Here is an 11,967-nt window from a genome sequence, read left to right as displayed (position 1 = left end):
TTTGTATTGGTCACTCAGTTCATTGAAATCAAGTTTGTTACCGAAGTAACGGTTACTACCTAAGTAATAACGTTTTGATATTCATCAACGAGTGCCCACACAGATTGATAGGTTTAAATTGTTAAAGAGCGCTAGCGTTTTGTGATTCATATCTCAGTCGCTAGGGGTGCGTACTATACCTGCACCACTTAGAGAGTCAAGGGTTATTTTCAACTCCTTTTTCTCTACCGATTTCGCTGTGTGACTTTCGTCTCACTCCGTGTCGGTGAGGCGGCATTATAGAGAGATCGACATAGAGCACAAGGGCTTTTTTGAATAAAAGTTTTGTTCGCCTAAAAAGCCACCAGATCCGCATTTTTCGAATAAAAACTAAACATTTGAGACGTATCACAGCAATACATTGGCAAAATGGAAACCATGAACGTAAGATTCATGTATCTATTTTGTTAAGAGTAGATGCGTCTATTTCGTTTATTAATATGTAGTATTCCGATATGAACTCAAAAAAATCGATGTTGTTAATTGTCGCACTAGCTGTTCTAGGTGGCATTGTTTTCTCTCAGGTAGATATATCGCCTGCAATTACCTTTATCCTTGGTGTCTTGGCTTCCGCTTTTGTTGTTAACTTTTCAAGCACCGACTCAAAATCAGACTCAGAACCTAAGGCATCAACAAAAACACTTTATGTAGGTAACCTTCCATACAAAGCGAATGAATCACACGTACGTGAATTATTCTCAGAGTATGGTGAAGTATTTGCAGTACGCTTAATGAAAGACAAACGTACTGGTAAAAGAAGAGGCTTTGGATTTGTCGTAATGGCTAGCAATGATGTGAATCATGCTATTTCAGAACTTAACGATAAAGATTACATGCAACGAACTTTAAAAGTGCGAGTTGCAAATGATCCTAAACATCCAGAAACGGACGAAGCTGAACTGAGCTAAATCCTAACTGCTTTAACATGCTATTTAGTGCACTTTCTTTCTTAGGAAGTGCACTACAAAAAACCTCGCGCACTCCTCCTTCTCTATTACCACTTTCCAAATCCAATAAATCTTGAACTCGCTTCGCAATCGCTTTACCGGAATCAACCAATAAAACACTCTTACCTAAGACTTGTTGAATCTCAGATTTTATCAGCGGGAAATGCGTGCATCCTAAAACGGCCACATCAATTGTATTGATCATCGGTTGAAGGATTTGCTGTAACTCTTCAAGGTTAATCGCCTCACCTCTGAGTTTATCTTCAGCCATATCCACCAGCCGTGTAGAACCTAAAAGCTCGACTCTTTTATTACTCGAGAAGTTTTTGATGAGCTCGTGTGTGTATTCACGAGTAATCGTTGCAGGTGTTGCAATAAGACCAACGGCTTTATTGGCAAGTAGGGATGCAGGCTTGATTGCCGGAACAACCCCGACAATTGGGATTGAGTTATTAGCCCGAAGAGTAGGTAACACAATTGTACTTGCTGTATTGCAGGCTATCACCACAATATCAATAGCGTGGCTAGCCACAAAACTGGTGACGATGCTTTGAACTCTGTGGATAAGGACTTGCTGGTCGAGCTCACCGTATGGGTAAGCCTCGTTATCGAATACATAAGTATAGTTATGATTCGGTAGTAACTGGCTTATCTCTTTATATACGGATAGACCACCCACCCCAGAATCAAAGACCAATATGTTTTTTTGTAGACTATCCGACACAACGATTACCTGTAATAAGTTTCGCTGCAATGATACCCCTTCGCTTAGTTTTCGCCAATCCTCACTCTATATAATGCAAGCTTGATAACGTTGATGCACAAAGCGCTCACCTTGCTCTACATTTTCTAGATCTACCTTGAGCTTTCCTTTAAAGCATGGCGCTGACGTTACTAAGGTATGGAACTCACCATCTTCGCCACATGGATCGACATGATTCGGTAAGCTGTCTATTAGGTCAAGCGTGTATTCTTTCCCGCAATAGCTCATGTCTAATGCATCGCTATCGACTGTGACGAGAAAGGTTTCAATTCCTCTGTCTATTATTTCACTCGCAAGTGCCTGACTACTCTCTCCCATTAGAGGGAACACACACTCCCAACCTGCTGGTTCTATATAGCTTCTTCGATAATCTGCAATGCCATTACAAAACATGTCTCCAAACGCGACCGCATCAATTGATAAGCCAGAACCTTTAAGTACGGAGACAATAGTACTTTGATAAATCTCATTACTAGGGAACACTTCTGGAAGCTCAATCGTAACTAATGGCAACCCGACTAACTTAGCTTGCATAGCAACCACATCAATCGGAGTCACTTGGAAAGGAACTTCATCTCCAACATACGTCGTATAGAGAGCTACAACTTCATATTCGGAGCTTTCAAGTAGACGCTCCAGCGTTAATGTCGAATCTTTCCCTGATGACCAACTTATGATGACTCTCTTTTTCATTGATATACCCAATAAGAAAAAACCGCCCGAAGGCGGTTTAGGTGTAAATTAGAATTGGTAAGAAGCACTAAAGTAATATGCTCGGCCTTCACCCAAATAATAGTTACCATTCGCACCAAGAGCCGTTTTGTATTCTTCATCAAAGATGTTGGATAGTCTCAAGTCTGTACTAAAGTTATCTGTCACTTGGTAACCTAAACCTAAGTCTGCAGTAGTGTACGCTTTGAGAGTCTCGCCACTCTTGTCTTTTCTATCACCAGTGTAATTAACGCTAAGTCCTAAATCGAAATTTTCAAACTGATATGTTGAAACCCACTTAAAGTTTTCTTTCGCTCTGCGGATCAGCTGCGAATTATCTTTTTTATCTTTTGGATCTTTCCAGTCGGCTACAAAACGATTCGAGATTGAAGCAACTTCAAAACTAATCTCAACCTCTAAGCCTTTTATTTCAACATTATCAACATTGGATGGCACCCACGGCCCTGCTGGAGTTGGCGCCCAGTCAATCATATCCTCAATATCTGACTGATAACCAACCACAGACCAATCAAGTAAGTCATGGTATCCGCGAAAACCAACTTCTTTAGACTCTGATGTTTCAGGCTTCAAATCTGGATTACCAGAACCAGGCCAGTACAGATCATTAAAAGTAGGGGCTTTAAATGCTGTACCTATACTCGCAATTGCTTCTACATTTTCTAAAACATAGTATCCAGCAGCTAAATTCCATGTGCTGTGATCGCCAAATGCACTATCGTCATCGTAACGAGCACTTGCCTCGATAGTTCCACCTTCAAGAAAAGATGCAATACCTGTAATAAATACGGCTTTATTATCCTTCGTTTCTTTATCATACGATGTGGTATTTGCTGCCCCACGATCCGCATACTCCTTGTAATAATCAATACCACCGTTTATTAAGAAGTCCGGTGAAATGACGTATGTATTGACCCAAGAAACAGATTCTCTTTTTGAAGATATTTCCGTTTTAGCTGTCGTGCCATCAGCATTGCCATCAGCCCCTACATTTTTCATCAAGCCAAATTCAAGTGAAGAAAGAATTGCCCCTTCAGAATATTTGACGCCTGAACTGAAACTATACGCATCAACTTCGCTTACTTTTTTAGGACCACTATATGTGTCTGCATATTCAGATGCGCTATTTTGGCTAAAACCGGTAAAAAACAAAGCAAACTTTTCATTTATTTGATGGTTTAAGCTACCAAGAATCACCTCTGATTCATAACCACTTTTCTCTCCTGAAGCTGCACCTTCATAAACTCGATAACCATCACTCTTCTCCTTATTATAAAAGAAGCTTCCTCGAGTACTATCTGATATATCACCAACTGAGCGCCAAGTTTGCTGCGTAGAATTATTGCTACCAGTCGCTAAGGTCGCTTCATGTACGCTCCCACTAGTAGGTACTGTGGAAATACTTATTACACCGCCTACCGCATCAGAACCATACACTGCAGCTCTTGGACCACGAACAACTTCAATTTTTTCAATTGCACTAACTGGTATTAACCCGATCGACGCACCACCAGCTGTTGCAGAATTCAACCTAACACCATCAAGTAGAACTAATGTATGTTTACTGGCTGTACCTCGAATAAAAATACTAGTTTCATTCGACTTTGAACCCAATGAATTAACTTCAACACCTGGTAATGTTTTTAAAACGTCAAAAGTACTTTGCGCCCTCAAGCTAGCAATATCTTGTCGAGTGATGACACTTACAGGAGCTAACGTTGACTTTATATCTTGCTCAAAACGGTTAGCCGTAACCACCATGGTTTCGTCAGTAGATACTTCTTGTGCGTGTAAATTGGAGATAGGTGAAAGTAGCGATGCTACAGCAACCGCTAAAAGGGATTTGTTCATGTTGTGATCCTAAATCGCGTAAAGTCCTACCAAGCCACATTGTATGGCTTAGCCGCTGGCAGGTATTCGGACTCAAGAGCACAACCTTATGGTTTACCTCATATTCGACTTCCCACAAAAAGCTATTTGCAGTGTCTTTGAATACTCGTTCTCTCTTACCGCTGCGCGTCAGTTCTGGATTTACACCAGATTCCCTCTTCAGCCATCTATACATCCAAATGGCACCAGCTTGCGGGAGATAGTATTAACCTATGAATCATTTGTCTAGTCTAAGATAGTTATAAGCTATAGTTTTCATGCTCGATTTACATTGAATAGCTCTCAACACTGGACAAGCGCCTGTGATTGAATAAAATCTGCGCTCTTGATTTAAAAGCACGACAGCAAAAAGGCATAACAATGGCGAATTTAGATGTAAACCCGCAACGCTACCAAGAACAACTAGCAGAAAAGACTGAGCGTCTTACTGAAATGTTCTCACAATACGATGTGCCTGAGTTGGAAGTGTATGAATCTCCAGAACAACACTACCGCATGCGTGCTGAATTTCGCGTGTGGCATGAAGGTGACGATATGTATTACGTCATGTTCAATCAAGAGACCAAAGAAAAATACCGTGTAGACCAGTTCCCAGCGGCTAGTCGTCTTATCAACGACTTAATGCCTCTACTAACAGATGCAATGAAAGACAACCACTCTCTACGCCATAAGCTATTCCAAGTAGATTTTCTTTCTACGTTGAGTGGTGAGATTTTGGTGTCACTGCTTTACCACCGTCAATTGGGTGAGCAATGGATTCAAGATGCTAAAGCACTGAAGCAGCAATTGAATGATGAAGGTTTTAACCTAAACCTGATTGGCCGTGCGCGTAAGATGAAAATCGTCCTTGATCGCGACTACGTAATTGAAAAGCTAGATGTGAATGGTGATAGCTATATATACCAGCAAGTAGAGAACAGCTTTACTCAACCAAACGGTAAAGTAGCAGAGAAAATGCTTGAATGGGCTGTCGACTGTACTCAAGACAGCAAAGGTGACTTATTAGAGCTTTACTGTGGTAACGGTAACTTCTCATTAGCTCTGGCACAAAACTTTGAGCGTGTACTTGCAACTGAGCTAGCGAAGCCATCTGTTGAGTCTGCTCAATACAACATTGCGGCGAACAAGATTGATAATGTTCAGATCATTCGTATGTCTGCGGAAGATTTTACCGTAGCAATGGAAGGTAAGCGTGAATTCCGCCGCCTACAACAAGCAAACATCGATCTAAAGAGCTACAACTGCAACACTATCTTTGTTGATCCACCGCGTTCAGGTATGGACGTTGATACTTGTAAGATGGTTCAAGGCTACGAGCGTATCATGTACATCTCTTGTAACCCTGAGACATTGAAAGAGAACCTAGACATTCTAAGCGAAACACACGACATCACTCGTTTTGCTCTATTTGATCAGTTCCCTTATACGCACCACATGGAAGCCGGTGTATTCCTAGAGCGTAAAGCGTAAGTCTCGCTATCTAGGTCGAAGTCGAAGCTAAACAGCAGATACAAAAAAACGAGCCAATTGGCTCGTTTTTTAATTTATACGTTGGTTTAAGCGGTTTTACCGATAAAGCCTAGTTTCTTACCTACCCAAGCGAGCAGTAGCATCGCGACGATAATCGCGAAGAAGTTTGATCCTGCATCAGGGTGTTGTGCTTTCACAAAAGCCGAATGGCCAAATGCACCGACAAAGAAACAAGCTAAACCCACTAATGGAATATCTTCAGATACTGGATTAGTTAGGTATTCTTGGTAAAGCGCTTGTACAGCCAAAACTAAAGCAATCAATGGGAAAATAGAGAAGCCCACTTCGCTCATTGTTACCCAAGATAACAGTGCATCACCACACACACCTGCAACAACAGCAAGTACGAGTGTCTTTCTTTCAGAACCACGGTTTACAGTATTATTCTCATTCGACATTATTCAATCCCGCCTTTTAATCGGTTACGTTCACGTTCTTTACGATACCAAAAAGCACCTTTGGCCATCATTCGCAATTGCATGATCAAGCGATCAGCCAATTCATCTCGCTGACGTCGATCTAAATCTAATGCTTCTGCCCCTGAGTTGAAGACCAAAATGACGGAGGCTTCAGCTTGAGTAAAAGCTTCATCTCGTGTCATGCCAGTCGTTATCAAATATTCGGTTAACTCAGCAGAGAAGTGCTGTATCTCACGAGCTACCGCAGCACGAAACTCAAAAGAGGTTCCTGAGCGCTCTCGCAATAACAGTCTGAATACGTTTGGGCTGCTTTCAATGAATTCCATAAAGGTTTCAACCGAGGTACGAATCACACTGCCTTCTTTTACTATGCGTTGCCTAGCTTGACGCATTAGCTGACGCAACAGTAAGCCACCTTCATCAACCATGGTTAAGCCAAGCTCATCCATGTCTTTGAAATGACGATAAAAGGAAGTCGGCGCTATTCCAGCCTCACGAGCAACTTCTCTCAAGCTTAGGTTGGAAAAGCTACGATCGGCACTGAGCTGGCTAAATGCTGCATCGATTAAGCTGCGACGAGTTTTTTCTTTTTGCTGCGCGCGAATGCCCATTGGTTTCATACTTTATCAAACTCTTCTTTTACAGCCAAAACAGGCATGCCTAATACTCTGTTCAATATAACGCGAATCACATATTTATATAAGGCACTCTGGTTATATAAGACACTAAACACACTTCTTTGTTCACGTACCGAAGTAAATACGTTCGAAGAAAAAATTTCAATATCCACACTGTCATTTGGAGACATACAACATACCAAATATTATTTTTTCGATAACACTGCGTGATCCCACCGACTCTCTGATGCCCTTTTCATGTACCCAAGAACAGAATCAGTTAAAATCTCGCTAAAGCAATGTTAATCAAATATAACAAGGAAGATATCTATGCCGCACTCCAACCACTTTGATGTAATCGTAATTGGTAGTGGCCCCGGAGGAGAAGGGGCAGCAATGGGATTAACCAAAGCCGGGTTGAACGTTGCAATCATTGAAAAGGAGAGCAGCGTTGGTGGTGGTTGCACCCACTGGGGAACGATTCCTTCAAAAGCGCTACGTCATGCAGTAAGCCGCATCATTGAATTCAATAGCAACCCGCTGTTTTGTCAGAATAATAAAAGCATTCACTCAACCTTCTCCAACATTCTGGGGCATGCTAAGTCAGTCATCGACAAACAGACTCGATTGCGTCAAGGCTTCTACGACCGTAACCAGTGCACATTAGTGTTTGGTACTGCGCGTTTTATCGATACTAACACTATCTCTGTCATGCAGAGCGATGGTACTGAAGAACATTACAGCGCAGACAAATTTGTTATCGCAACAGGTTCTCGCCCTTATCAGCCAGACAACGTCGACTTTCTGCATGAACGTATCTACGACAGCGACTCGATTCTTTCTCTTAAACACGACCCTCAACACATCATCATCTATGGTGCTGGCGTTATCGGTTGTGAGTACGCGTCGATCTTCCGTGGTTTAGGCGTTAAAACCGATCTTATTAATACTCGCGATCGCCTGTTGTCATTCTTAGACAATGAAACCTCAGATGCTCTGTCTTATCACTTCTGGAACAGCGGCGTTGTTATTCGTAACGATGAGACCTTTGAGAAAATTGAAGGTACTGACGATGGTGTAATCATTCACCTAGAATCAGGTAAGAAAATGCGTGCCGACTGTCTACTGTATGCCAATGGCCGAACGGGTAATACTGACAAGCTGAATCTTGGTGCCGTTGGCTTAGAAGCGGACTCTCGAGGACAAGTATCAGTCAACAGCAACTACCAAACCAGTGTTGAACATGTTTACGCTGTTGGTGATGTGATTGGTTATCCTAGCCTAGCAAGTGCTGCTTATGACCAAGGTCGATTCGTAGCCCAAGCCGTGGTGAAAGGTGAAGCAGAACGACACCTTATCGAAGACATCCCAACAGGTATCTATACCATTCCTGAGATCAGCTCTGTCGGTAAAACAGAACAAGAGCTTACTGCGGCTAAAGTACCTTATGAAGTGGGACGATCTTCATTCAAACACTTAGCTCGTGCTCAAATCGCAGGTAAAGATATTGGTAGCTTGAAGATACTTTTCCATCGTGAAACTAAAGAGATTTTAGGTATCCACGTTTTTGGTGAGCGTGCTGCTGAGATCATCCACATCGGTCAGGCAATAATGGAACAGAAAGGCGAAGCCAATACCATCGAGTACTTTGTGAATACTACCTTCAACTATCCAACAATGGCCGAAGCGTATCGCGTCGCAGCGCTGAACGGACTTAACCGTTTGTTCTAAACAAAGAACCAATAGGACTATTTGACCACCTGTAGGCCAAATACATAAACAGCAAGCCATAAGCTTGCTGTTTTTATTTAAACCACTGAATTATATAGCCATGCTAGCAATTAGATCATGATGTTCTAAATGCTACTTTACCTGCACAGATTCTCTTTTCGCTCCCTGAACTAATTTATCTAAGCTAAGCGAGAAACTCACCTTTCTTCCACTGAGAGATAAATAGAACACCAAGACCAATCCCACGCATTGCCATAAAGCTCAACATTGCTAGCCACAGTGCATGGTTCTCTAAACCTGATGCTAAGTAGAAAATCGCAAAGAAACTGCAGGTGGCCACAAACATACTATTGCGCATATCCTTGCCTTTGGTCGCGCCCACGAAAATACCGTCTAGCAAGAAGCACCACATAGAAACGAGCGGCATCGCAATCAGCCATGGCAGATACACCTCAGCCTGACTCTTAACCTCTGGAATTGTAGTAATTATATTAGTCAAACTAGACCCAGCAATCGCGAACGCTATGGTCAGTACCAAACAAATATTGAAGCTCCAGAAGAAAGTGCCAATCAAAGACTGATTTAACTCTTCTTTATCTTTCGCGCCAATCGCCTTTCCGACCATAGCTTCCATTGCGTAGGCAAAACCATCCATCCCATAAGAGATGATCATCAAGAAGCTCATCAATACCGCATTGGCCGCCACAACATCATCACCAAAACTTGCACCTTGGAAGGTCATAAAAGTGAAAGTCGCTTGCAGACACAGCGAGCGCAGAAAGATATCGCGATTCAGTTTTACGAAACGACTCAAACCTTGGCTGGTTTTCTTAAGCAGCTCCCATGGAGATGGCAGTTGCCTCTTCATCCAGATTCGATAAACACAAATTAAGCCAAACGTTAGACCCGCATAGTCCGCTATCACCGATGCCAATGCCGCACCTTCAACTTGCCAGCCGAGGCCAATCACAAATACGATATCTAAAACAATGTTGGTGATATTAGTGATAATCACCATCCACATTGGCGCTTTAGCATTTTGGGTTCCGAGCAACCAACCTAAAATTACAAAGTTAGTTAGCGCAGCAGGCGCACTCCAGGCACGGATAGAGAAGTACTGCAGGCCATAATGTTTGACTTGCTCGCTGGCACTGCTCAATGAGAAAACCGCATCCGCAACAAAGCTGTGTAAAAGCAAAAAGACACCAGCAAACCCTAAGGCCATAGTCACGCCTTGCACAAAGACTAAACCAAGCTGCTTACCATCATTCGCACCATAAGATTGCGCGGCCAATCCAGTCGTTGACATACGCAGGAAACCAAGCAACCAGAAGGTCACACTGATCATGGTGCCGCCTAATGCCACACCACCTAAATACCAAGAATGCTCTAGGTGACCGATAACCGCAGCATCGACTAAGCCCAGCAGTGGAACCGTAATATTAGAGAGAACCATCGGGATCGCGAGCAATAGCACTTTTTTGTGCATCGCCTGATTGGATAGCGTTTGAAAAATAGTTTGGGGATTAAATAGCTTCACGATCACCTCTTTAATTAGAGGCGATAGTTTAACCTAGTGGGTGGGCTTTCACTATGTTGTGGGGTTTTACTTATCTTGATACGTCTATTCAGCTACCTGCAAACAAAGTCGCTAGCACTACCACTTAACAAGCACTAACTGTGGCGTTAAGCGCTTTTTGACCTGAGAGATCTTACACAGTAATCGCTGCCACAATTTCCAACGATTGCATTGTTGATCAAGTGGAGAAAACGCTTTTACCCATTGCGCCCATGGCAGCCAATTAAGAACACTGTCTACTGGGGAAGATAAGCCATGTGCATATTTCCCTGAACCAAGCTTTTGCCCCAGAGCACTAGAGCTTTTGTCTCCAGCTAACACTAAACACGCGTGTGCATGAGTAAAGTAACGACTCAATGACTGAATAAAATATGCAGTTTGTTGTTCATTGCAATCAAGCAAAGCATGCTCGCACACCACCATCACTGAGGCTTGTTCTGGGATGTTGAGCTCATCCAACCAAGTCAGATCATCAACCGAGCCACATTCTAAACGATAGCGTTCATTTTTGTGGAACAAGCGTTGGCGCCAAACTAGGTTCTCTGTGACATCCAATTCAACCCAATGACAGCGGCCATTATCTAAACGGTAGAAACGCGTATCGAGCCCGGCACCAACATTAATGATCCAAGCATCTGGGTTATGAGATAAAAACTGCTGTACCTGAGAATCGCAAAGCTGAGTCAATGTTGCGTAGAGAAGTTGTTGTTGGTCGAGTTCACCGGTAAGACATTCCGGTGCTAGTTGGCAGCGCTTGCAGGCTTGAGCTGCAATAGGGTCATAAACTAAGCCGTCATCGGCAAGGCTTTCGCGGCTGCGAAACCAAAGATGTTGAACGAGATCCGTCGGAACTTGGAATTCCTGATGTGCAGACCCTTGATCAAAAGGAGCCTTTTGAACAGAAGAGCGCGGCTTAGGAATAAACGGCTTCATTTGAAGTTTGGTTGGATTTGGCATCATCATCTTCCTTGTATCTCGACAAAGAAGATGATAATGAATATCAATTACAATAACAAGTTATTGAGAATAAATATCAATAAGCTGTTTGTACTGATTACATCCAGTCAGTGTTGCGGATAATACCAACAGCCAGCCCTTCAATAGACAAGTGTTGAGATTCTAGATCGACATGGATTGGAGAAAACTCTTCATTTTCAGCGTGTAACAGCACCGTTGAACCTTTACGTTCTAGGCGTTTTACCGTTACATCATCATCGACACGAGCCACGACAACCTGACCATCGCGGACATCTTGTGTTTTATGAACAGCTAATAGATCACCGTCCATAATACCGATGTCTTTCATACTTTCGCCATTTACACGAAGTAAGAAGTCAGCTTGTGGTTTAAACATGCCTGGATCAACTTGATAATGCATTTCTACATGCTCTTGAGCCAAAATAGGCTCACCAGCGGCAACCTGACCGATTAGTGGCAAACCTTGCTCTTCATTCGCTGCATCTTCAAGCAAAATACGAATACCACGAGACGCACCCGGGATAATCTCAATCGCTTCTTTACGAGCAAGAGCTTTTAAATGTTCTTCTGCAGCATTAGCAGAACGGAAGCCAAGTTCGCGCGCGATTTCTGCACGTGTCGGTGGCATACCGAAATCTTCGATCTTACTTTTGATAAGGTCAAAAACTTGTTGCTGGCGGGGCGTTAACGGCTTCATGATTCACCTGTCTTTTTATACAGTTGACTGTGAGTATATCCAGTAACT

Annotated in this window: 12 protein-coding genes and 1 riboswitch; of the genes, 3 read left to right on the top strand and 9 right to left on the bottom strand. The window is 42.7% G+C overall.

The genetic code is table 11. From position 1 onward, the window contains the following. Nucleotides 1-494 precede the first annotated feature (494 nt). Nucleotides 495-947: an RNA recognition motif domain-containing protein gene (locus AACT19_RS24035; protein ID WP_004736687.1), complete on the top strand. Its 453-nt coding sequence runs from the start codon at nucleotides 495-497 to the stop codon at nucleotides 945-947. On the opposite strand, the gene murI is transcribed toward AACT19_RS24035, so the two are convergent. Genes murI through AACT19_RS24020 form a run of 3 tightly spaced genes read right to left on the bottom strand, consistent with a single transcriptional unit; the run spans nucleotide 910 to nucleotide 4,329 of the window. Further along, on the bottom strand, nucleotides 910-1,716 hold the full coding sequence (gene murI, locus AACT19_RS24030) for a glutamate racemase (protein ID WP_076649121.1): 807 nt from the start codon (nucleotides 1,714-1,716) through the stop codon (nucleotides 910-912). The two genes, AACT19_RS24035 and murI, sit on opposite strands and share 38 nt — an antisense overlap. Nucleotides 1,717-1,776: 60 nt before the next feature. After that, a complete protein-coding gene (locus AACT19_RS24025) occupies nucleotides 1,777-2,442 on the bottom strand; it encodes an ATPase (RefSeq protein ID WP_076649117.1) in 666 nt (221 codons plus the stop codon). Nucleotides 2,443-2,490: 48 nt separating this feature from the next. Then, complete coding sequence (locus AACT19_RS24020; RefSeq protein ID WP_017091172.1) at nucleotides 2,491-4,329, bottom strand: TonB-dependent receptor domain-containing protein; 1,839 nt, start codon at nucleotides 4,327-4,329, stop codon at nucleotides 2,491-2,493. 40 nt (nucleotides 4,330-4,369) lie between these two features. Further along, nucleotides 4,370-4,573, bottom strand: a riboswitch (cobalamin riboswitch). Between the two features lie 155 nt (nucleotides 4,574-4,728). Here AACT19_RS24020 and trmA point away from each other — a divergent pair. After that, the gene (trmA, locus tag AACT19_RS24015) at nucleotides 4,729-5,838 is read left to right on the top strand and encodes a tRNA (uridine(54)-C5)-methyltransferase TrmA (RefSeq protein WP_004736694.1); all 1,110 of its coding nucleotides are present in this window, start codon (nucleotides 4,729-4,731) and stop codon (nucleotides 5,836-5,838) included. 86 nt (nucleotides 5,839-5,924) lie between these two features. Here the strand turns inward: trmA and AACT19_RS24010 are convergent, their stop codons facing one another. The 3 genes from AACT19_RS24010 to AACT19_RS24000 are packed head-to-tail and all read right to left on the bottom strand — an operon-like array spanning nucleotide 5,925 to nucleotide 7,125. Continuing rightward, nucleotides 5,925-6,296 (bottom strand): YijD family membrane protein, encoded by a 372-nt coding sequence (locus AACT19_RS24010; RefSeq protein WP_004736696.1) that lies wholly within the window; start codon nucleotides 6,294-6,296, stop codon nucleotides 5,925-5,927. Beyond that, nucleotides 6,296-6,937 carry an HTH-type transcriptional repressor FabR gene (gene fabR / locus AACT19_RS24005; protein WP_004736697.1) on the bottom strand — a complete coding sequence of 214 codons (642 nt, stop codon included), beginning with the start codon at nucleotides 6,935-6,937 and terminating at the stop codon, nucleotides 6,296-6,298. The genes AACT19_RS24010 and fabR overlap by 1 nt, the downstream gene beginning before the upstream one ends. Continuing rightward, nucleotides 6,934-7,125 carry a pyridine nucleotide transhydrogenase gene (locus AACT19_RS24000; protein ID WP_076649115.1) on the bottom strand — a complete coding sequence of 64 codons (192 nt, stop codon included), beginning with the start codon at nucleotides 7,123-7,125 and terminating at the stop codon, nucleotides 6,934-6,936. Before AACT19_RS24000 ends, fabR begins: the two co-directional genes overlap by 4 nt. A 139-nt stretch (nucleotides 7,126-7,264) precedes the next feature. On the opposite strand from AACT19_RS24000, the gene sthA reads away from it, so the two are divergent. After that, complete coding sequence (gene sthA, locus AACT19_RS23995; RefSeq protein WP_004736699.1) at nucleotides 7,265-8,665, top strand: Si-specific NAD(P)(+) transhydrogenase; 1,401 nt, start codon at nucleotides 7,265-7,267, stop codon at nucleotides 8,663-8,665. A 184-nt stretch (nucleotides 8,666-8,849) separates the two neighbouring features. On the opposite strand, the gene dinF is transcribed toward sthA, so the two are convergent. The 3 genes from dinF to lexA all read right to left on the bottom strand — a co-directional run bounded on the left by dinF (nucleotide 8,850) and on the right by lexA (nucleotide 11,919). Then, nucleotides 8,850-10,205, bottom strand: coding sequence for an MATE family efflux transporter DinF (dinF, locus tag AACT19_RS23990; protein WP_207551978.1), 1,356 nt, complete (start codon nucleotides 10,203-10,205; stop codon nucleotides 8,850-8,852). A 117-nt stretch (nucleotides 10,206-10,322) separates the two neighbouring features. Beyond that, the gene (locus AACT19_RS23985; protein WP_076649113.1) at nucleotides 10,323-11,201 is read right to left on the bottom strand and encodes a class I SAM-dependent methyltransferase; all 879 of its coding nucleotides are present in this window, start codon (nucleotides 11,199-11,201) and stop codon (nucleotides 10,323-10,325) included. A gap of 97 nt (nucleotides 11,202-11,298) precedes the next feature. After that, entirely contained in the window at nucleotides 11,299-11,919 is a 621-nt protein-coding gene (gene lexA / locus AACT19_RS23980) for a transcriptional repressor LexA (RefSeq protein WP_004736702.1), read from the bottom strand. Between the last annotated feature and the right edge of the window lie 48 nt (nucleotides 11,920-11,967).

The sequence above is a fragment of the Vibrio sp. 10N.222.47.A9 genome, assembly GCF_963872585.1.
Lineage (GTDB): Bacteria > Pseudomonadota > Gammaproteobacteria > Enterobacterales > Vibrionaceae > Vibrio > Vibrio splendidus.
The sequence above is the reverse complement of the archived record's forward strand: the minus strand, read 5'-3'. Positions and strand labels throughout refer to the sequence as shown.

Bases quoted from the DNA above. Each gene is read 5' to 3' on its own strand.
- AACT19_RS24035 (WP_004736687.1), top strand. From the start codon at position 495: ATGAACTCAAAAAAATCGATGTTGTTAATTGTCGCACTAGCTGTTCTA.
- AACT19_RS24000 (WP_076649115.1), bottom strand. From the start codon at position 7,125: ATGTCTCCAAATGACAGTGTGGATATTGAAATTTTTTCTTCGAACGTA.
- AACT19_RS24010 (WP_004736696.1), bottom strand. From the start codon at position 6,296: ATGTCGAATGAGAATAATACTGTAAACCGTGGTTCTGAAAGAAAGACA.
- AACT19_RS24020 (WP_017091172.1), bottom strand. From the start codon at position 4,329: ATGAACAAATCCCTTTTAGCGGTTGCTGTAGCATCGCTACTTTCACCT.
- AACT19_RS23985 (WP_076649113.1), bottom strand. From the start codon at position 11,201: ATGCCAAATCCAACCAAACTTCAAATGAAGCCGTTTATTCCTAAGCCG.
- AACT19_RS24025 (WP_076649117.1), bottom strand. From the start codon at position 2,442: ATGAAAAAGAGAGTCATCATAAGTTGGTCATCAGGGAAAGATTCGACA.
- lexA (WP_004736702.1), bottom strand. From the start codon at position 11,919: ATGAAGCCGTTAACGCCCCGCCAGCAACAAGTTTTTGACCTTATCAAA.
- fabR (WP_004736697.1), bottom strand. From the start codon at position 6,937: ATGAAACCAATGGGCATTCGCGCGCAGCAAAAAGAAAAAACTCGTCGC.
- trmA (WP_004736694.1), top strand. From the start codon at position 4,729: ATGGCGAATTTAGATGTAAACCCGCAACGCTACCAAGAACAACTAGCA.
- sthA (WP_004736699.1), top strand. From the start codon at position 7,265: ATGCCGCACTCCAACCACTTTGATGTAATCGTAATTGGTAGTGGCCCC.